This window comes from Microbacterium sp. GXF7504 (assembly GCF_054798235.1).
This window is the reverse complement of sequence record NZ_JBSJZI010000002.1, coordinates 383,719-403,218: the sequence shown is the minus strand read 5'-3', so window position 1 is coordinate 403,218 and position 19,500 is coordinate 383,719. Positions and strand designations below refer to the sequence as shown.

At 71.9% G+C, this 19,500-nt stretch carries 17 protein-coding genes; all 17 read right to left on the bottom strand.

The window, feature by feature from the left end; all coding sequences use genetic code 11:
• Positions 1–26: 26 nt before the first annotated feature.
• The 17 genes from ACWAUO_RS06010 to metK all read right to left on the bottom strand — a co-directional run bounded on the left by ACWAUO_RS06010 (position 27) and on the right by metK (position 19,423).
• A complete protein-coding gene (locus ACWAUO_RS06010) occupies positions 27–1,493 on the bottom strand; it encodes a glutamate synthase subunit beta (RefSeq protein ID WP_460773897.1) in 1,467 nt (488 codons plus the stop codon).
• Complete coding sequence (gltB, locus tag ACWAUO_RS06005) at positions 1,486–6,069, bottom strand: glutamate synthase large subunit (protein WP_460773895.1); 4,584 nt, start codon at positions 6,067–6,069, stop codon at positions 1,486–1,488. Before gltB ends, ACWAUO_RS06010 begins: the two co-directional genes overlap by 8 nt.
• Positions 6,070–6,133: 64 nt before the next feature.
• The gene (lgt, locus tag ACWAUO_RS06000; protein WP_460773893.1) at positions 6,134–7,111 is read right to left on the bottom strand and encodes a prolipoprotein diacylglyceryl transferase; all 978 of its coding nucleotides are present in this window, start codon (positions 7,109–7,111) and stop codon (positions 6,134–6,136) included.
• A 42-nt stretch (positions 7,112–7,153) separates the two neighbouring features.
• Complete coding sequence (gene trpA, locus ACWAUO_RS05995) at positions 7,154–7,939, bottom strand: tryptophan synthase subunit alpha (protein ID WP_460773892.1); 786 nt, start codon at positions 7,937–7,939, stop codon at positions 7,154–7,156.
• Positions 7,936–9,207 carry a tryptophan synthase subunit beta gene (gene trpB, locus ACWAUO_RS05990; protein ID WP_460773890.1) on the bottom strand — a complete coding sequence of 424 codons (1,272 nt, stop codon included), beginning with the start codon at positions 9,205–9,207 and terminating at the stop codon, positions 7,936–7,938. Before trpB ends, trpA begins: the two co-directional genes overlap by 4 nt.
• Positions 9,208–9,209: 2 nt before the next feature.
• Positions 9,210–9,980, bottom strand: coding sequence for an indole-3-glycerol phosphate synthase TrpC (gene trpC / locus ACWAUO_RS05985; RefSeq protein WP_460773889.1), 771 nt, complete (start codon positions 9,978–9,980; stop codon positions 9,210–9,212).
• Positions 9,981–9,982: 2 nt separating this feature from the next.
• Positions 9,983–10,213, bottom strand: a complete 231-nt coding sequence (locus ACWAUO_RS05980) for a DUF6704 family protein (protein ID WP_460773887.1) — start codon at positions 10,211–10,213, stop codon at positions 9,983–9,985.
• 47 nt (positions 10,214–10,260) lie between these two features.
• Complete coding sequence (locus tag ACWAUO_RS05975; RefSeq protein WP_460773886.1) at positions 10,261–10,872, bottom strand: Trp biosynthesis-associated membrane protein; 612 nt, start codon at positions 10,870–10,872, stop codon at positions 10,261–10,263.
• A complete protein-coding gene (hisI, locus tag ACWAUO_RS05970) occupies positions 10,869–11,219 on the bottom strand; it encodes a phosphoribosyl-AMP cyclohydrolase (RefSeq protein ID WP_460773884.1) in 351 nt (116 codons plus the stop codon). The genes ACWAUO_RS05975 and hisI overlap by 4 nt, the downstream gene beginning before the upstream one ends.
• The gene (gene hisF / locus ACWAUO_RS05965; RefSeq protein WP_460773883.1) at positions 11,216–11,980 is read right to left on the bottom strand and encodes an imidazole glycerol phosphate synthase subunit HisF; all 765 of its coding nucleotides are present in this window, start codon (positions 11,978–11,980) and stop codon (positions 11,216–11,218) included. Before hisF ends, hisI begins: the two co-directional genes overlap by 4 nt.
• Before the next feature lies 1 nt (position 11,981).
• On the bottom strand, positions 11,982–12,824 hold the full coding sequence (gene hisG, locus ACWAUO_RS05960) for an ATP phosphoribosyltransferase (protein ID WP_460773881.1): 843 nt from the start codon (positions 12,822–12,824) through the stop codon (positions 11,982–11,984).
• Positions 12,825–12,865: 41 nt separating this feature from the next.
• Positions 12,866–13,129 (bottom strand): phosphoribosyl-ATP diphosphatase, encoded by a 264-nt coding sequence (locus ACWAUO_RS05955; RefSeq protein ID WP_460773880.1) that lies wholly within the window; start codon positions 13,127–13,129, stop codon positions 12,866–12,868.
• 49 nt (positions 13,130–13,178) lie between these two features.
• The gene (gene rpe / locus ACWAUO_RS05950) at positions 13,179–13,847 is read right to left on the bottom strand and encodes a ribulose-phosphate 3-epimerase (RefSeq protein WP_460773877.1); all 669 of its coding nucleotides are present in this window, start codon (positions 13,845–13,847) and stop codon (positions 13,179–13,181) included.
• A 115-nt stretch (positions 13,848–13,962) separates the two neighbouring features.
• A complete protein-coding gene (locus ACWAUO_RS05945) occupies positions 13,963–15,309 on the bottom strand; it encodes an RsmB/NOP family class I SAM-dependent RNA methyltransferase (protein ID WP_460773876.1) in 1,347 nt (448 codons plus the stop codon).
• The gene (fmt, locus tag ACWAUO_RS05940; protein WP_460773875.1) at positions 15,306–16,223 is read right to left on the bottom strand and encodes a methionyl-tRNA formyltransferase; all 918 of its coding nucleotides are present in this window, start codon (positions 16,221–16,223) and stop codon (positions 15,306–15,308) included. Before fmt ends, ACWAUO_RS05945 begins: the two co-directional genes overlap by 4 nt.
• An 18-nt stretch (positions 16,224–16,241) precedes the next feature.
• Complete coding sequence (locus tag ACWAUO_RS05935) at positions 16,242–18,221, bottom strand: primosomal protein N' family DNA-binding protein (protein ID WP_460773873.1); 1,980 nt, start codon at positions 18,219–18,221, stop codon at positions 16,242–16,244.
• 8 nt (positions 18,222–18,229) lie between these two features.
• Positions 18,230–19,423, bottom strand: coding sequence for a methionine adenosyltransferase (metK, locus tag ACWAUO_RS05930; RefSeq protein ID WP_460773872.1), 1,194 nt, complete (start codon positions 19,421–19,423; stop codon positions 18,230–18,232).
• Between the last annotated feature and the right edge of the window lie 77 nt (positions 19,424–19,500).

Genomic DNA, 19,500 nt, shown 5'->3' with positions numbered 1-19,500 from the left:
TCAGAGGTTGGGGGGTTCCCTCTACCCTACGCGTGTGTAAGGCCGATCGCGACATCCGTGGGAGCGACGGGGGACGGCAGGGCCGTGCGGCCCATGAGGTACGTGTCCACGGCGGCGGCAGCGGCACGACCCTCGGCGATCGCCCACACGATGAGCGACTGACCGCGACCCGCGTCGCCGGCCACGAACACGCCGGGCTCGTCGGTCTGGTACTGCGCGTCGCGCTGGAGGTTGCCGCGGTCGGTGAACTGCGCGGAGGTCTGCTCCCCCAGCGTGTCGCGCTCGGGGCCGGTGAAGCCCATCGCGATGAGCACGAGGTCGGCCGGGATCTCCCGTTCGGTGCCGCTCTTGGGCACGCGACGACCGTCGACGAACTCGGTCTCGGCGACGCGGAGTGCCCGGACCTCCCCCGCCTCGTTCCCGAGGAACTCGACGGTGGACGCGAGGAAGTGGCGTTCGCCGCCCTCCTCGTGCGCGGACTGCACCTCGAAGAGCGTCGGCATCATGGGCCACGGCTGCGCGTCGGTCCGTGCCGCCGGCGGCTGCTTGCCGATGGCGAGGTTGGTGACGCTGAGCGCGCCCTGGCGGTGGGCCGTGCCGATGCAGTCGGCGCCGGTGTCGCCGCCGCCGATGACGACGACGTGCTTGCCCTCGGCGGAGATCTGGTTCGGGACCTGGTCGCCCGCGTTGGCCTTGTTCGCCTCCACGAGGTATTCCATCGCGAAGTGGACGCCTTCGAGGTCGCGGCCGGGGATCGCCAGGTCACGCGGCACCGTGGACCCCGTGGCCACCACGACCGCGTCGTAGCGGCGACGGAGCTCGGACCAGGTGATGTCCTTGCCGATCTCGACGCCGGCACGGAACCGGGTGCCCTCGTCCTGCATCTGCCGGAGGCGACGCTCGACGTGACGCTTCTCCATCTTGAAGTCGGGAATGCCGTAGCGCAGGAGGCCACCGATGCGGTCGTCGCGCTCGAACACCGCGACGGTGTGACCGGCACGGGTGAGCTGCTGCGCGGCGGCCAGGCCCGCGGGGCCGGATCCGACGACCGCGACCGTCTTGCCGGTGAGGCGCTCGGGCGGCTCCGGTTCGACCCACTGGTGGGAGAACGCCTCGTCGACGATCGAGACCTCGATCTGCTTGATCGTCACCGCGGGCTGGTTGATTCCCAGCACGCACGAGCTCTCACACGGCGCCGGGCACAGTCGGCCCGTGAACTCCGGGAAGTTGTTCGTGGCGTGGAGCCGCTCGCTCGCCGCGCGGCCCTCGCCCCGCCAGGTCAGGTCGTTCCACTCCGGGATGAGGTTCCCGAGCGGGCAGCCCTTGTGGCAGAACGGGATGCCGCAGTCCATGCAGCGGCTCGCCTGTCGGCGGAGCACCGCCGAGTCGCCCGGCTCGTAGACCTCTTTCCAGTCCATGATGCGGACCGGCACCGGCCGCCGCGGCGGGAGCTCCCGCTCGGTGACCTTCAGAAAACCTTTGGGATCAGCCACCCGTCACCTCCAGGATCCGGTTCCAGACGACGTCGCCGTCGGGATCCAGGCCTTCGGCCAGTGCCTCTTCACGGGTCTGCAGCACGGCCGCGTAGTCGCGCGGGAGCACCCGCACGAAGTTCTTGACTTCCTCCTCGAACTCCTCGAGAAGGGATGCGGCGAGTTCGGAGCCCGTCTCCGCGACGTGCCGCGTGAGCAGGTCGCGGAGCATCTCCGCATCGCCGGAGCCGAGCTCCCCCAGCTCCAGTTCGCCGGAGGCCAGCGCCTCGCGGTTCACCTGAGCGGTGTCGAGCCGGTAGATGTACGCCATGCCACCGGACATGCCGGCGCCGAGGTTCCGGCCGGTCTTGCCGAGGATGACGGCGAGGCCGCCGGTCATGTACTCGAGCGCGTGGTCGCCGACGCCTTCGACGACCGCGGTCGCACCGGAGTTGCGGACGAGGAACCGCTCGCCGACGGTGCCGCTCAGGAACATGGTCCCCTGCGTGGCGCCGTAGCCGATGACGTTGCCGGCGATGACGTTCTCCGCGGCGGCGAACCGCGAGGCGCGGGGCGGGCGAACCACGATCTGGCCGCCGGAGAGCCCCTTGCCGACGTAGTCGTTCGAGTCGCCCTCGAGCCGCAGGGTGATGCCCGCGGGCATGAACGCGCCGAACGACTGTCCGGCCGAACCGGTGAGGTTCACCTCGATCGAACCCGTCGGCAGCCCGTTCTCGCCGTGCGCCTTGGTCACGTGGTGGCCGAGGAGCGTCCCCACCGCGCGCGCGGTGTTGCGCACCGGCACGTCGATCGTGACGTGCCCGCCGTTCGCGATGACGTCCTGCGCGCGCTCGATGAGCTGCACGTCGAAGTGCTGGTCGAGCTCGTGGTCCTGGTCGACCAGGTGCCGACGAGGCACGTCCTCGGCGAACGCCGGGCCCTCGAGCACCGGGGTCAGGTCGAGGCCGCTCGCCTTCCAGTGCTCGATCGCACCGTCGACGTCGAGCAGTTCGGCGTGACCGATCGCCTCGTCGAGGCTGCGGAAGCCGAGCTCGGAGAGGTACTCGCGCACCTCCTCGGCGATGAACTCCATGAAGTTCACGACGAACTCGGGCTTGCCCGTGAAGCGCGAGCGCAGCAGCGGGTTCTGCGTGGCGACACCCACCGGGCAGGTGTCGAGGTGGCAGACGCGCATCATGATGCAGCCGGACACGACCAGCGGCGCGGTCGCGAAGCCGAACTCCTCGGCACCGAGCAGTGCGCCGATGACCACGTCGCGGCCGGTCTTCAGCTGACCGTCGACCTGCACGACGACGCGGTCCCGCATCCCGTTCAGCATGAGGGTCTGCTGGGTCTCGGCCAGGCCGAGCTCCCATGGGGTGCCCGCGTGCTTGAGCGAGTTCATCGGGCTCGCGCCCGTGCCGCCGTCGTGGCCGGAGACCAGGATGACGTCGGCCAGGGCCTTCGCGGTGCCTGCGGCGACCGCGCCGATGCCGGACTGGCTCACGAGCTTGACGTGCACGCGCGCCTCGGGGTTCGCGCGCTTGACGTCGAAGATGAGCTGCTTGAGGTCCTCGATGGAGTAGATGTCGTGGTGCGGGGGCGGCGAGATGAGCCCGACGCCGGGGGTGCCGCCACGCGTGCGGGCGACCCACGGGTACACCTTCTGCGGCGGCAGCTGACCGCCCTCGCCGGGCTTGGCGCCCTGTGCGAGCTTGATCTGGATGTCGTCCGCCTCGGTGAGGTAGAGGCTCGTCACACCGAAACGTCCCGACGCGACCTGCTTGATCGCGCTGCGGCGTTCCGGGTCGAGCAGGCGCTCGACGTCCTCGCCGCCCTCACCGGTGTTCGACTTGCCGCCGATCCGGTTCATGGCGATCGCGAGCGTCTCGTGCGCCTCCTTGGAGATGGAGCCGTAGCTCATCGCACCGGTGGAGAACCGCTTCACGATCGACGACACCGGCTCGACCTCGTCGAGCGGGACCCGGGGACGCTGACCGGTGCGCAGCTTGAAGAGCCCGCGCAGCGTCTTCAGCTCGGCGGCCTGGTCGTCGACGAGCTTCGTGTACTCGCGGAAGATGTCGTAGCGGCGAGTCCGGGTGGAGTGCTGCAGCCGGAAGACCGTGTCGGGGTTGAAGAGGTGCGGTGCACCGTCGCGACGCCACTGGTACTCGCCGCCGGTCCACAGCCGCTCGTGCGCACGCGCAGCCTCGTCCTCGGGGTAGGCGAAGTCGTGGCGGGCCTGGTTCTCGGCCGCGATCTGCTCGATGCCGATGCCGCCGAGCTTCGTCTCGGTGCCGGTGAAGTACTTGGCGACGAACTCCTCGGAGAGCCCCACCGCCTCGAACACCTGTGCGCCGGCGTAGGACGACACCGTGGAGATGCCCATCTTGGACATGATCTTCAGCACGCCCTTGCCGAGCGCGTAGATCAGGTTCTTGACGGCCTTCTCGGGGGTGATGCCGGTGATGAACCCGGCGCGCACGAGGTACTCGACGGTCTCCATCGCGAGGTAGGGGTTCACGGCGGACGCGCCGTACCCGAGCAGGGTCGCCACGTGGTGGACCTCACGCACGTCACCGGCCTCGACGACCAGACCGACCTTCATGCGGTTCTGCCGGCGGATGAGGTGGTGGTGCACCGAGGACACCAGCAGCAGCGACGGGATCGGGACGAGGTCCTTGTTCGAGTCGCGGTCGCTAAGGATGATGAACTCCGCGCCGTCCGCGATCGCCGCGTCGACCTCGGCGGCGATCTCGTCGAGGCGGGCCTCCATCGCACCGGGGCCCTGGTCGAAGTGGTAGAGCCCCCGGATGGTCACCGAGCGCCGGCCCGGCAGGGCCTTGTCGATGTTCTGGAGCTTGGCCAGCTCGTCGTTGTCGATGACCGGGAAGTCCAGCGTGATGACGCGGGTGTGGTCGGGTCCCCAGTCCAGCAGGTTCCGCTCCGGACCGAGCCCCAGCGCGAGCGAGGTCACGACCTCCTCGCGGATCGAGTCGAGCGGCGGGTTGGTCACCTGGGCGAACTGCTGCACGAAGTAGTCGAACAGCAGGCGCGGACGCTCGCTGAGCACGGCGACCGGGGTGTCGCTGCCCATCGCACCGAGCGGCTCGGCGCCGTTCTGGCCCATCGGGGTCAGGAGGAGGCGGACCTCCTCCTCGGTGTAGCCGAACGTGCGCTGACGGCGGGTGATCGAGGCGATCGGGTGCACGATGTGCTCGCGCTCGGGGAGGTCGGCCAGCCGCACGCGGCCGGCATCCAGCCACTCCTGCCACGGCTCGAGTTCGGCGAGCTCGGACTTGATCTCGCGGTCCTCGATGATGCGCCGCTGGGCGGTGTCGACCACGAACATGCGCCCGGGCTGGAGGCGGCCGCGACGCTTGATGCGCTCGGGCTCGAAGTCCAGCACGCCGGTCTCGGAGCCGATGACCACGAGGCCGTCGGTCGTCTCGGTCCAGCGGCCCGGCCGCAGGCCGTTCCGGTCGAGGGTGGCGCCGACGACGGTGCCGTCGGTGAAGATGAGGGCGGCGGGGCCGTCCCAGGGCTCCATCTGCATCGAGTGGTACTCGTAGAACGCGCGGAGCTTCGGGTCGACGTCGGGCTGCTTCTCGTACGCCTCGGGCACCATCATCATGACGGCGTGGGGCAGGCTGCGACCGGTGAGGGTCAGCAGCTCCAGCACCTCGTCGAAGCTCGCCGAGTCGCTCGCGCCCTCCGTGCAGATCGGCAGCAGCGGGTCGATGTCGCCGAGCAGCTCCGACTCCAGCTGCGACTGCCGCGCCCGCATCCAGTTGCGGTTGCCGTTGACGGTGTTGATCTCGCCGTTGTGCGCCAGCATCCGGAGCGGCTGCGCGAGCGGCCACGACGGGAAGGTGTTCGTGGAGTACCGGGAGTGCACCACGGCGAGTTCGGTCGCGAACCGCTCGTCCTGCAGGTCGGGGTAGAACGGCTCGAGCTGCAGCGTGGTGACCATGCCCTTGTAGCCGAGCGTGCGGCTGGAGAGCGTCACGAAGTAGGCGTTCGCCTCGCGCTGCGCGCGCTTACGCAGGCGGTAGACGCGACGGTCGAGCGCGATGCCCGACAGCGCGGGCGCGTCGCCGACGGCCGGGCGCGAGACGAAGAGCTGCTCGAAGGAGGGACGGGCGTCGTGTGCGAGCTTGCCGAGGTGCTCCTCGGCCGTCGGCACCTCGCGCCATCCGAGGACGACGAGGTTCTCGCTCTCGGCGATCCGAGCGATCTCCGCCTTCAGCGCGGCACGCTCGTCGGCGTCGCGCGGCAGGAACGCGAGTCCGGCGGCGTACTCCCCCACCGGGGGCAGGTCGAAGTCGACCACCGCGCGCAGGAACTCGTCCGGCATCTGGGTGAGGATGCCGGCGCCGTCGCCGGTGCCGGCGTCGGAACCGATGGCACCGCGGTGCTCGAGGTTGCGCAGCGCCGTGAGCGCGAGGTCGACGATGTCGTGCCCGGGCTCGCCGCGCAGGGTGGCGACCATGGCCAGACCACAGGCGTCCTTCTCGAATGCCGGGTTGTACATCCCCTGCTTCGCGGGGAACGACCCGGTACCGGCGGTGGAACTGTGACGGGGGCGCGATGCCATACCTACCGTCCTCACATGTGTGCTTGATGCTGGGACGACGTCGGCCCGAGACTTTCGAGGGGGCTCAGCTTGTGGCGGTGCCCGATGCGGATCCGGACGTGGGGGGTGCGCTCACGTCGACGAACTCATCGCTGTTCTGCGATTGTACAGTCGGGAGCAGCGAATCCGGGACACGCTCCGGCATGTAGGGCGAAGGCTCCAGTCCGGGGTGACGGCGCTTCTGCACGAGCATGATCGCCAGGCCCAGCACGACGCCGATGATCGCGGCCCACACGTTCGTGCGCAGCCCCAGGATGATCTCGGACGGATCGATGCGGATCGACTCCCACACGATGCGGCCGGCGGAGTACCAGACGAGGTAGAGCCCGAACAGCCGACCCCACTGGAGGGTGAACGTCCGACCGGCCCACAGGAGCACGGCGGCGCCGAGGAGGTTCCAGGCCACCTCGTAGAGGAAGGTCGGCTGGAACAGCGTGTCCGCGGGCAGACCCACCGGGATCGCCGGGTTGCCGGGGTCGATCTCCAGCCCCCACCAGGCGTCGGTCGGAAGGCCGAAGAGCTCCTGGTTGAACCAGTTGCCGAACCTGCCGAGCGCCTGCGCGATGATGAGCCCGGGCGCGATGGCGTCGGCGACCGTCCAGAACCGCAGTCCGGTCCAGCGGCAACCGAGCAGCACGCCGATCGCGCCGCCGATGAGCGCACCGTAGATCGCGATGCCGCCCTCCCAGATCGCCCACACCGAGCCGGGCTCGAACGGGTTCCAGGTGTTCTTGCCCTCCCCCACGTAGAACCCGAGGTGGGTGAGCACGTGGTAGATCCGGGCGCAGATGATCGCGAGCGGAACCGCGAAGAGCGCGACGTCGATGACCACCCACGGCTCGGCGCCGCGCTTCGTCAGCCGGTGGTTCGTCAGCAGCACCGCGACGACGATGCCGACGATGATGCAGATCGCGTAGAAGTGGATGCGCAGTGGCCCGAGGTCGATGTAGCTGATCGAGGGGCTCGGGATGCTGGCGAACACGGGCACTGCCGAAAAAGTCACGACCGCGAGTCTATCGGCCTCCGCCGGGACGCAACGCCCCGGTCAGCGGCGGGTGGCCGCCGCGAGGGCCTTCGCCGTCTCGCGGAGTCCTTCGACGCCGCCGTCGCGAAGCGCGCGCACCAGCGCGGAGCCGACGATCGCGCCGTCCGCGTACCCCACCGTCGTCGCCACGTGCTCGGGCGTGGAGATGCCGATGCCGACGCACGGGTGCACGTCGCCGTGCGCACGCAGACGGCCGACGAGGGTGCGGGCGGCGGCGTCGAGGTCGGCACGCTCCCCCGTGATCCCCATGGTCGACACGGTGTACACGAAGCCCGTGGTGTTCTGCGTCACGAGGTCGAGCCGCTCGTCGCTCGAGGTGGGTGCGGCGAGGAAGATCCGGTCGAGACCGGTGCGCTCGCTCGCGGCGATCCAGTCCGCCGCCGCCTCCGGGGTGATGTCGGGCGTGATGAGCCCGGCGCCGCCCGCGGCGGCCAGGTCGTCCGCGTAGCGGTCGACGCCGTACTGGAACACCGGGTTCCAGTACGTCATGACGACCACCGGCACGTCGGTGCGGGACGTGATCTCCGCGACCGCTGGGAAGAGGTCGCGCAGGCGGAAGCCGGCCTCCAGCGCCGCGTTGGTGGCCTCCTGGATGAGCGGGCCGTCCATGACCGGGTCCGAGTAGGGCGGGCCGAGCTCGATGACGTCCGCGCCGCTCTCGGCGAGGGCGACGGCGGCTTCGATGCTCGTGCGCAGGTCGGGGTACCCCAGCGGGAGGTAGCCGATGAAGGCGCCGCGGCCTTCTGCGTTGGCCGCCTCGACGGCGGCGGCGACACGGGAGCTCACAGTTCCACTCCTTCGCCGGAGGCGGCGTCGTCGGGTTCGGGCACGGCGACGGGCTCACCGTCGCCCGCGGCCTCGCGGTCGTACAGGTCGAAGTACCGCGCGGCGGTGTCCATGTCCTTGTCGCCGCGACCGGACAGGCACACGACGAGCAGCGCGTCGGGTCCGAGTTCCTTGCCGACGCGCAGCGCGCCGGCCAGGGCGTGTGCGGATTCGACGGCCGGGATGATGCCCTCGGTGCGGCTGAGCAGCCGGAGCGCCTGCATGGCCTCGTCATCGGTGGCGGGGATGTAGTCGGCGCGGCCGATCGAGGCGAGCCAGGCGTGCTCCGGGCCCACGCCCGGGTAGTCGAGGCCCGCGGAGATCGAGTGGGATTCGACGGTCTGGCCGTCCTCGTCCTGCAGCACGAAGGTCTTCGCGCCGTGCAGCACACCGGGGCGGCCCCGTTCGATGGACGCCGCGTGCTTGGGCGTGTCGACGCCGTCGCCGGCGGCCTCCACGCCGTAGAGCTTCACGTCCGCGTCGTCGAGGAACGCGTCGAACATGCCGATCGCGTTGGAGCCGCCGCCGACGCAGGCGAACACGGCGTCGGGAAGCCGTCCCGCCTGCTCGAGCAGCTGCGCGCGGGCCTCCTCGCCGATGATCTTCTGGAAGTCGCGCACCATCGCCGGGAACGGATGCGGACCGGCGGCGGTGCCGAAGATGTAGTTGGTCGTCTCGACGCTCGCGACCCAGTCGCGGTACGCCTCGTTGATGGCGTCCTTCAGGGTGCGCGAACCCGTCGTCACGGGCACGACCTCGGCACCCAGGAGCCGCATCCGGGCGACGTTGAGCGCCTGTCGCTCGGTGTCGACCTCCCCCATGTAGATCACGCAGTCCAGGCCGAACAGGGCGGCCGCGGTCGCCGTGGCGACGCCGTGCTGGCCGGCGCCGGTCTCGGCGATGACCCGCGTCTTGCCGAGCCGCTTGGTGAGCAGCGCCTGGCCCAGGACGTTGTTGATCTTGTGGGAGCCCGTGTGGTTCAGGTCCTCGCGCTTGAGGAAGACCCGGGCGCCGCCGGCGTGCTCGGCGAACCGCGGCACCTCGGTGAGCACCGACGGCCGGCCGGCGTACGAGTGCAGCAGCTCGGTCAGCTCCGCGTGGAACGCGGGATCGGCCATCGCCTCCTCGTGGACGGCGGTCAGCTCGTCGATCGCAGCGATGAGCGACTCGGGCATGTAGCGCCCGCCGAACTCGCCGAAGAAGGGTCCCTTCGCATCGCGAAGACTCATGTTCATGCTCCCAGGAAGGCGCGGAGGGTGACGACGGGGTCGCTGGTCACGAGGGCCTCGCCCACGAGCACCGCGTCGGCGCCCGCGGAACGGTAGTGCGCGACGTCGGCGGGGGTGAGCACGGCCGACTCAGCGACCTTGATCGCATCGGAGGGGAACGAGCCGGACAGGCGGCCGAAGAGGTCGCGGTCGAGCTCGAAGGTGGTGAGGTCGCGGGCGTTGACGCCGATGAGCTTCGCGCCGAGCTCTGCCGCGCGCGAGAGCTCCTGCGCGGAGTGGGTCTCCACGAGCGGGGTCATGCCCAGCTGCAGGACGAGCTCGTGCAGTTCGGCCAGCACAGGCTGTTCGAGCGCCGCCACGATGAGCAGTACGAGGTCGGCGCCGGCCGCGCGGGCCTCCATCACCTGGTACGGCGTCGCGATGAAGTCCTTGCGCAGCACCGGTACGTCGACGGCCGCGCGCACCGCGCGCAGGTCGTCGAGGCTCCCCTTGAAGCGGCGCTCCTCGGTGAGGACGGAGATCGCGCTCGCTCCCCCGACCTCGTACTTGCGTGCCTGGGCCGCCGGGTCGGGGATGGCCGCGAGGTCGCCGCGGGACGGGCTCGCGCGCTTGACCTCGGCGATGATCTTCACCCGGTCCGCGGGCGCCAGCGCCGCGAGCGCGTCGCGTGCCGCGGGCTGGGCCAGGGCGCGTCGTTCGACCTCTGCGAGCGGGACCGTCTGCGCACGCGTGTCCGCATCCGCGACGGAGCCGGCCGTGAGGTCGGCCAGCATGCTCAATGCTCTTTCGGCGTGTACTTCGGCCCGTTGGCGCCGTAGCCGGCCTTCGCCATGATCCAGCCGACGATGAGACCGACCACGAGCAGCGCGGCGCTCGCCCAGACCAGGACCGGCAGGTCGAACCAGAAGAAGAGGGTGCCGAGGGTGAACGCCACGAGCATGATGATCACGGCGGTCCAAGCCGCCGGCGAGTGGCCGTGTCCAGGGTCACCGATGGGGTTGCTCATGTGTCTCCTTCGCATGCGGGCGCACCGATCCGCGCCCCGGGGTCAGTCTAGCGGGCGGGACCGTCGGTCGTCGGATCGTCGCCGCGACTGAGGTCGTCCCACGAGTCGATCGCGTCCAGCGGACGGCTCGGATCCGTGTGGACGGCGTGATCGCGCGCCGTCGCCTCGTACTTGCGGCCCCCTCGCACCCACCGGCGCGCCGTGACCAGCACGAACAGGCCCGCGGTGACGAGCACCAGCGCGGCGACGGCGGTGACGACGGGCCAGGCGGTCAGCCAGCGCGTCGCGACGAGCTCGGCGACGGCGGTGTCGCCGGTGATCCCGGTGGCGTCGGTGACGGCACCGGCGTACGCACCGACCGGCGGACCGGTGACGACCGGCACCACGAGCGCGAGGATGCCGACGCCGGCGGCCACACTGAGCGCGCCGAAGACGTACCGCAGGACGGTGCCGACGATCGACAGGGCCAGCCCGAGCGCCAGCACGGCGAGGCTGAGCGGCGCGAGGACGGTGACCGCGTCGGCGCCCGCCACGGTCAGGTCGGATGCGGACGCGCTGCGCAGCGCCACGTGGATCCAGGTCTGCGTGGAGCCGATGAGCATGAGTGCCCCCGGCGCGAGCACGCCGAGGACCGAGAGCAGGCGTGCTCGGCGGATCACGCCTGCACCGGATCGAGGTCGTCGGCGTCGAAGCAGGTGCGTGTGCCGGTGTGGCACGCGACCCCGACCTGCTCCACGCTCACGAGGACGGCGTCGCCGTCGCAGTCGAGCCGGGCGCCCTTCACGAGCTGAATGTGCCCGGAGGTGTCGCCCTTGCGCCAGTACTCCTGACGGGAGCGGGACCAGAACGTGACGCGGCCGGAGGTGAGCGTGCGGCCCAGGGCCTCCGCATCCATCCAGCCCAGCATGAGGACCTCTTTCGTGTCCCACTGCTGGATGATGGCGGCGACCAGGCCGTGGTCGTTGAACCGGACGCGCTCGATGCGTGCCGCCACGGACTCGCTCATCGGCGCACCGCGATCCCTTCCGCGGCCATCGCCGCCTTCACGTCCCCGACGGTGAGCTGGCCGGAGTGGAACACGGATGCGGCGAGCACCGCGTCCGCGCCCGCGTCGATCGCCGGGGCGAAGTGCTCCGCAGCGCCGGCGCCCCCGGACGCGATCACCGGCACCGAGGAGATCTCGCGCATGCGCGAGACGAGTTCGAGGTCGAAGCCGTCCTTCGTGCCGTCGGCGTCGATCGAGTTCACCAGCAACTCGCCGGCGCCGCGCTCGATGGCCTCCTTCGCCCACGCCAGCGCGTCCAGGTCGGTGAGCGTGCGACCGCCGTGGGTCGTCACGGCGAATCCGGAGGGCGTGTGGTCGGCGCGCTTGATGTCGAGCGAGAGCACGAGCACCTGGGCGCCGAACCGGTCGGCGATCTCGCCGATGAGGTCGGGCCGCGCGATGGCGGCGGAGTTCACGCCGATCTTGTCGGCGCCGACGGCCTGCAGGCGCGCCACGTCGTCGACGGTGCGGATGCCGCCGCCGACCGTGAGCGGGATGAAGACCTCCTCGGCGGTGCGGCGGACGACGTCGTACGTCGTCGCACGCTCGTCGACCGTCGCCGTGACGTCGAGGAAGGTGATCTCGTCGGCGCCCTGCTCGTAGTAGAACCGGGCGAGTTCGACCGGGTCGCCCATGTCGCGGAGGTTCTCGAAGTTGACGCCCTTCACGACCCGGCCCGCCGCGACGTCGAGGCACGGGATCACGCGGCACACCAGGCTCATGTCAGAGCCTCGCGTTGTGGATGGCCGAGACCAGGATCGCCCGCGCGCCGATCGCGTACAGGTCGTCCATCACCCGGTTCACGCCGGTGCGCGGCGTCATGACGCGCACGGCCACCCACTTCGGGTCGCGCAGCGGCGAGATCGTCGGCGACTCGATGCCGGGCGCGATCGCCACCGCCTGCTCGACGAGGTCGGCGGGCAGGTCGTAGTCGACCAGCACGTAGCGTCGCGCGACGAGCACACCGCGCAGGCGACGCAGCAGGGTGTCGAGGCCCTCGGGCTCCTCCGGGCCGGTGATGAGCACGGCCTCGGACTCCAGCAGCTTCGGGCCGAAGATCTCGAGTCCCGCCTGGCGCAGCGTGGTGCCGGTCGAGACGACGTCGGCGACCGCGTCCGCCACGCCGAGCTGCACCGCGGACTCCACGGCGCCGTCCAGCGGCACGAGGTCGACGGCGACGCCCTGCTCGTCGAGGAAGCGGTCGACCAGGCCCGGGTAGGCGGTCGCCACCCGCATCCCCTCGAGGTCGGTCACCTCGGTGAAGCGGCCGGGCGTGGCGGCGAAGCGGAAGGTGGACCCGCCGAAGCCGAGCGCCTCGATCTCACGGGCGCCCGGCATCCGGGCGTCCAGGAGCAGGTCACGGCCGGTGATCCCGACGTCGAGGGCGCCGGAGCCCACGTACGTGGCGATGTCCTTCGGGCGGAGGTAGAAGAACTCGACGTCGTTGACCGGGTCGGACACGTAGAGGTCCTTGGGGTCACGGCGTCCGATGTAGCCCGCCTCGGCGAGCATCTCGGCGGCTGTCTCGGAGAGAGAGCCCTTGTTCGGCACGGCGATACGCAGCATGGTGCAAAGCTTTCGGGTCTTGAGCGGTCGGGGGACGGCGCTCAGAGATGTCGGTAGACGTCCTCCAGGCTCAGGCCCTTCGCGAGCATGAGCACCTGGAGGTGGTAGAGGAGCTGCGAGATCTCCTCGGCGGCGGCGTCCAGCGGCTCGTACTCCGCGGCCATCCACACCTCGGCGGCCTCTTCGACGATCTTCTTGCCGATCGTGTGCACGCCGGCGTCGAGTTCTGCCACGGTGCCGGATCCGGCGGGTCGGGTCGCCGCCTTCTCACTCAGTTCCGCGAACAGCGTCTCGAACGTCTTCACCATCCCAGGGTACCGAACGCGGGAGGCCCCGCGGTGCACGGGCGGCCGGTCAGTGCCGGTGGTGGGCCGCCGCACCGCTCCGGAGCGCGGCGATGGCGGCCCCCGGGTCGTCGGCGCCGAACACGGCGGAGCCCGCGACGAACGTGTCGGCGCCGGCCTCGGCCGCCTGCGCGATCGTCGACTCGGAGATGCCGCCGTCGACCTGCAGCCACACCGACGACCCGCGGCGGCGGGCCTCGTCGGCGAGTCGGCGGAGCTTGGGCATCGTCTCGGGCATGAACGACTGGCCGCCGAAGCCGGGCTCGACGGTCATGACGAGGATCTGGTCGAAGTCGTCGAGCAGGTCGAAGAGGCTGTCGACGGGCGTCGCGGGCTTCACCGCGACGCCGGCGCGCGAACCGATGTCGCGCAGGCGCTTCGCGAGCGCGACCGGCTCGCTCGCGGCCTCGAGGTGGAACGTGACGGATGCCGCGCCGAGCTCCGCGTAGCCGGGCGCCCAGCGGTCGGGGTCGGTGATCATCAGGTGCACGTCGAGCGGGATCGGGCTCGTGGCCTGGATGCGCTCGACCATCTGCGGGCCGAACGTGAGGTTGGGCACGAAGTGGTTGTCCATGACGTCGACGTGCACGAAGTCGGCCGCGGCGATGCGGGCGAGCTCGGACTGCATGTTCACGAAGTCGGCGGCGAGGATGGACGGGTTGATGCGGATGCCGGTCACCCGCCCATTATCCCGACTGCACCGCCCCGTTCCCGCGCCGCTGCTGTGGACGGTTCATCCGTCGCAGATGCAGGGTCACCGGCGCTGACATGCAGCATTCGCGACGGTGAACGGGTCAGCGGCGGCGTAGGAGCGAGATGAACATCGCGTCGGTACCGTGCCGGTGCGGCCACAGCTGCGCGCGACCGGAGCCGTCCGCGGGCTCGGGGAGGTCGAGCGGCTCGCGCGAGAGCTCCTGCAGGACGGCGCGGGCGTCGAGCTCCTCGACCTCGTCGCCCCAGGCCCGCCGGATCTCCCCGAGCACCCCGGCCGTCTCGGCGAGATGCGGCGAGCAGGTCACGTAGGCGAGCACTCCGCCGGGCTTCAGCGCCGACAGCCCGGCGTCGACGAGTCCCGTCTGCAGCGTCGTGAGTTCCGGGACGTCCGCGGGGCGCTTGCGCCAGCGCGCCTCGGGCCGCCGCCGCAGCGCCCCCAGCCCGGTGCAGGGCGCGTCGACGAGGATGCGGTCGTACGTGCCGCGGCGCGCGCGGTCGCGGCCGTCCTCCTCGCTCACCTCGACCTCGAGCGGCACCCCTGCGACGGCCTTCCGCACGAGTCCGGCGCGCGCCGGCACGACCTCGTTCGCCTCGAGCGTCGCGCCCCCCGCGAGCGCCTCGGCCGCGAGGAGCGCGGTCTTGCCGCCCGGACCGGCGCACAGGTCGAGCCAGCGCTCCCCCGCCCGGACCGGCTCGACGCGGCTGAGCGCGAGCGCGGCGAGCTGTGAGCCCTCGTCCTGCACCCGGATGCGGCCGTCGGCGACGACGGACTGCGGGTCGCCGCCGCGCGAGCGGGCGCCGACCGGCGAGTACGGCGTGGCCGCGAGGCCCTCCGGCCGCTCCGCGAGCCCGGGAAGCACCGCGAGCGTGACACGGGGCGAGGCGTTGTCGGCCTCCAGCAGCGCCTCCAACTCGTCGGCGCGGCCTTCGGCGGCGAGGGCGCGCCGGAACGCGCGGATGACCCACACCGGATGCGAGGTGCGGATGCCGATGCGCTCGTCGTCCGATCGCGCGTCGCGTTCGACGCGCTCGAGCCACTGCCCGGGTGTGTCACGGGCGATGCGGCGGAGCACCGCGTTCGCGAACCCGGTCGCGCCGCGGCCCGCAGCGCGCCGCACGAGCTCGACGGTCTCGTGCACCGCCGCGTGCGAGGCGATCCGGGTCGCGAGCAGCTGATGGACGCCCAGCCGCAACGCATCGAGCACGGCGGGGTCGATGGCGTCGACGTCCCGGTCGGCCGCCGCGGCGATGATGGCGTCGTACGTGCCCTGGCGGCGGAGCGTGCCGTAGGTGAGCTCCGTGGCGAGCGCGGCGTCCTTCTCCCCCAGTCCGGCGCGGACGATCGCCGTGGGCAGCAGCAGGTTCGCGTACGCATCCGACTCGCCGACGGCGCGCAGCACCTCGTAGGCGACGCTCCGGGCGCTCACGAGCCGGCCACCGGATCGGTCGCGCGGAGCCCTCGCGCCCAGTCGGCGGCCGCCATCGCCTGCTTGCCGGCCGGCTGCACGCGCTCGAGCACGAGCGGAGCGGACGCGGTGCCGACGAGCACGTCGCGCCCGACGAGCCGGATCGTTCCGGGCGACAGCGGTTCGGCATCGTCCGCCGCTCGCACGGAGAGGAGCTTCACGCGCACGCCGTCGACGGTCGTGAACGCCCCCGGCTCCGGCGTGGTGCCGAGGATGCGGCTGAGCACCGCGTCCTGCGGCTCGTCCCAGCGCACCCGCCCGTCCTCAGCCGTGAGCTTCGGCGCGTACGTGGGCTCGCCCTCCTGCGGGACGGCGACCGCGGCCCCTTCGGCGATCCCGTCCACCACACGTCCGAGCAGCTCCGCACCCGTGTCTGCGAGCGTCTCGAGCAGCTCCCCCGCGGTGGCCACGGGCATCGGCATCCGCAGCTGTTCGTACACGTCGCCTGCGTCGAGCTCGGGCACGAGCCGGAACACGGCGGCGCCGATCTCGGCGTCGCCGGCGATGCGCGCGTGCTGCACCGGCGCGGCGCCGCGCCACCGCGGCAGGAGCGAGAAGTGCAGGTTGATCCAGCCGTGCGCGGGCGCCGACAGGAGCGGTTCGCGGACGAGCCCGCCGTAGGCGACGATCACCCCGAGCTCGGGCTCGAGCGCCGTGATCGCGGCGGTGGCGTCGGCGTCGAGCCGGTCGGTCCGCAGGACGGGCAGGCCCAGCTCCTCCGCGGCCTGCGCGACCGGTGACGGCGTGAGCACGCGTTTGCGGCCGAGCGGCGCGTCGTTGCGCGTCACCACGGTCGCGATCTCGTGACCGGATGCGGCGAGGCGCCGCAACGAGGGGACGGCGGCCGCGGGGGTACCCGCGAAGACGAGGCGCATGGGGCTCCTGGGTGGGGATCAGAGGTCGGGATCGGGCACGTCGACCCGCACTCTGAGTGTATTCCGGGCCGGTCCGCCGCGGCGGGGACGCCGCCCGCGCACCGCGTCGGCGACCAGGCTCGCGCGCAGCGACCGCGTCACGGCCGTGCCGGCGCCGTAGTCGAACCGGACGAGCGCCCGTTCGGTCACCGTATCCGCGCCCTCGAGCCGGACCGGGCCGAGCACCGCATCCGGGGCGAGTCCGGGCACGTCCACGCGGAGGTTCGACAGGGCCTGGGCGACGGATGCGGGCGGCCCCTCGAGTGCGGCCACCCGGACGGTCGGCGGCATCTTCAGCGGCGCGCGCTCCACGAGTTCCGAGCGGGCGTAGGCGGGATGCGTCCAGGTCGCGAGGGCCCGGGCGGCAGGGCCGGTCACCCCGACGAGGTGCACGGGTGCACCCGGGGTCGCGAGGGCTGCCGCGTTCGACCACCAGCGCAGGCAGAACTCGCCGATCCGCAGGTCGTCGGCCAACAGCATCCGTTCGCCGTCCAGGAGCAGCACGGCACGGTACCCGCCGTCGGCCGGGGGTTCCGCACCCCGGGTCGCGACCACGAGCGCGGGCTTCGCCTCCACCTGGAGCACCGGATGTTCCGCGTCGGCGATGATCACCCGCGTGTTCGGGAAGGCGCGGCCGAGTTCGTCCGCAGTGCGTTCGCTGCCCGCGGACGCCAGCCGCAGCCCCGTGCCCTCGCAGTGGCTGCAGCGCCACCCGATCGACGCCCGTCCGCACCATGCGCAGTCGGGCCGCGTCCGGGCGTTCCGGGCGCGCAGCGGTCCCGTGCAGTGCGCGCACCGGGCGGGTCGGCGGCAGTCCGCGCACACGACCACCGGCGAGTAGCCGGGCCGGGCGACCTGCACGAGCACCGGGCCCTCGCTGAGCGCGTCCCTGACGGCGGCGTACGCCGAGGAGGGGATGCGGCCGGCGACGGGGCCGTCCGCCGGCGGGCTGAGGATCACCCGCGGCCGGGGACGCCGGGCCGCGGAGAGCTCCCGCACCCAGCCGATCCCGACGAGCCGCTCGACCTCGCTCGAGCGGGTGTGGCCGGCGAAGACCAGCGCGCCGCCCTCGAGCTCGTGGCGCACCAGCGCTGCGTCGCGCGCGTGCACGCCGGGACTCAGCGGCTCCGCGAGGAGCGGGTCCCCGTCGTCCCAGATCGCCACGAGCCCGGTCCGCGCTGCCGGTGCGTAGACGGCGGAGCGGTTGCCGATCACGACGCAGGGCGCGTCGGCCAGGATGCGGAGGTAGGCGCCGTACCGCGCCGGTGCGGGACGCCGGGCATCGTCGCGGACCACGACGTCGCCGGGCAGATGCGCGGCGAGGGCCGCGGCGAGTTGGTCCTGGTCGCGGTGGTCGGGCACGACGAGCACGGCGCTGCGCCCCGTCGCGAGCGTGGCGACGGCAGCGGCCGTGAAGAGCACGGCCCACGCGCCCACGACGGTGCCGTCCGGCAGCGTCACGGTGCGCGGAGGCGCGTCGACGGCGCACCGCGCTTCCTCCTGGAGCGCGCCGGCGAGGGTCGGGTAGGCGGCCAGCACCTCCTGCGCCCAGCGCGTCTGCGCCTCGGAGATCACGGGCGGTTCGGGGTCCGGCGCCGCGAGCCTGGTCCTCTCCGCGCGCACCATGCGTCGCGGGATCGCCAGCCGCAGCACGTCGCCGGCGGAACCCGCAGCGCGGTCCGAGACACGGCGGGCGAGCCGGTACAGCCGTTCGGGCAGCACGGGGATCGGCGAGACGACCTGGTCGAGTGCCGACAGCGGCCGGTCCGCATCCGCCGCCTCCCCGACCTCGACGAGGTAGCCCTCGATCACGCGACCGGCGGACCGGAGCGGCACCTTTACGCGCACGCCCGGCACCGCCGTCTCGGCGAGCTCCGGCGGGATCTCGTAGTCGAAGAGCCGGTCGAGCTGGGGCAGCGGTGAGTCCACGAGCACGCGCGCCACGCGTCGGGTGCCCATGGCGCGGTTCAGAGGCCGGCGGCGACGCGGAGGTCGTCGACGCGGTCGAGGCGCTCCCAGGTGAAGTCGGGCAGTTCGCGGCCGAAGTGCCCGTAGGCGGCGGTCTGGGCGTAGATCGGACGGAGGAGCTCCAGGCTCTCCACGATCGCCGCCGGGCGGAGGTCGAACACGTCGAGGATGGCACGCGTGATCGTCTCGTCGGAGACGTGCCCGGTACCGAACGTCTCGACGTAGAGCCCGACCGGCTTGGCCTTGCCGATCGCGTACGCGACCTGCACCTCGAGGCGGTCCGCGAGGCCTGCCGCGACCGCGTTCTTCGCGACCCAGCGCATCGCGTACGCGGCCGAGCGGTCGACCTTGGACGGGTCCTTCCCGCTGAACGCACCGCCGCCGTGGCGCGCGGCACCGCCGTAGGTGTCGATGATGATCTTGCGGCCGGTCAGCCCGGCGTCGCCCTTCGGACCGCCCGTCACGAACGGGCCCGCCGGGTTGATGAAGTACTCGACGGCCGACAGGTCGAGGCCGGTCTGGGCGAGGACGGGTTCGATGACCTCGGCCTGGACCGCGGCGCGGAGCGCGGTCTGCGAGATGTCGGGGTGGTGCTGGGTGGAGAGCACGACGGTCTCGACGGTGCGGGGCACCGAGCCCTCGTACCCGAGTGTGACCTGCGTCTTGCCGTCGGGGCGAAGGAACGGCAGCGCGCCGGAGCGCCGCGCGTCGGTGAGCCGCTCCGCGATGCGGTGCGCGGTCCAGATCGCCATGGGCATGAGCTGGGGCGTCTCGGTGGTCGCGTAGCCGAACATGATGCCCTGGTCGCCGGCGCCCTGCGCGTCGCGCGGGTCGGACGAGCCGTCCTCGCGGTGCTCGAGCGCGGTGTCGACGCCGTGCGCGATGTCGGTCGACTGCTCACCGATCGAGACGCTGACCCCGCACGAGTCGCCGTCGAACCCGGTGTCGCTCGAGGTGTACCCGATCCGGTTCACGACCTGCCGGACGATCGTCGGGATGTCGGCGTAGCCCTCGGTGCGCACCTCGCCGGCGACGTGTACGAGGCCGGTGGTAACCAGGGTCTCGACGGCGACGCGGCTGGACGGGTCGACGGCGAGCAGTGCGTCGAGGATCGAGTCGGAGATCTGGTCGCAGATCTTGTCGGGGTGGCCCTCGGTGACGGACTCGGACGTGAAGAGGCGCTTCTCGCTCATAGGTGCTCCAGGGTCGGCGGGAACAGCCGCCAGTATGCCCGCAGCCCCGGACACCAGGTGCCGGGGCCGCGGAACGA

Coding starts and splice junctions, on each gene's coding strand:
- fmt (WP_460773875.1), bottom strand. CDS start 16,223: ATGCGCCTCGTCTTCGCGGGTACCCCCGCGGCCGCCGTCCCCTCGTTG.
- ACWAUO_RS05935 (WP_460773873.1), bottom strand. CDS start 18,221: ATGGGCACCCGACGCGTGGCGCGCGTGCTCGTGGACTCACCGCTGCCC.
- trpC (WP_460773889.1), bottom strand. CDS start 9,980: ATGCTGGCCGACCTCACGGCCGGCTCCGTCGCGGATGCGGACACGCGT.
- hisG (WP_460773881.1), bottom strand. CDS start 12,824: ATGCTGCGTATCGCCGTGCCGAACAAGGGCTCTCTCTCCGAGACAGCC.
- ACWAUO_RS05980 (WP_460773887.1), bottom strand. CDS start 10,213: ATGAGCAACCCCATCGGTGACCCTGGACACGGCCACTCGCCGGCGGCT.
- metK (WP_460773872.1), bottom strand. CDS start 19,423: ATGAGCGAGAAGCGCCTCTTCACGTCCGAGTCCGTCACCGAGGGCCAC.
- hisI (WP_460773884.1), bottom strand. CDS start 11,219: ATGAGCGAGTCCGTGGCGGCACGCATCGAGCGCGTCCGGTTCAACGAC.
- gltB (WP_460773895.1), bottom strand. CDS start 6,069: ATGGCATCGCGCCCCCGTCACAGTTCCACCGCCGGTACCGGGTCGTTC.
- hisF (WP_460773883.1), bottom strand. CDS start 11,980: ATGAGCCTGGTGTGCCGCGTGATCCCGTGCCTCGACGTCGCGGCGGGC.
- trpB (WP_460773890.1), bottom strand. CDS start 9,207: ATGAGTCTTCGCGATGCGAAGGGACCCTTCTTCGGCGAGTTCGGCGGG.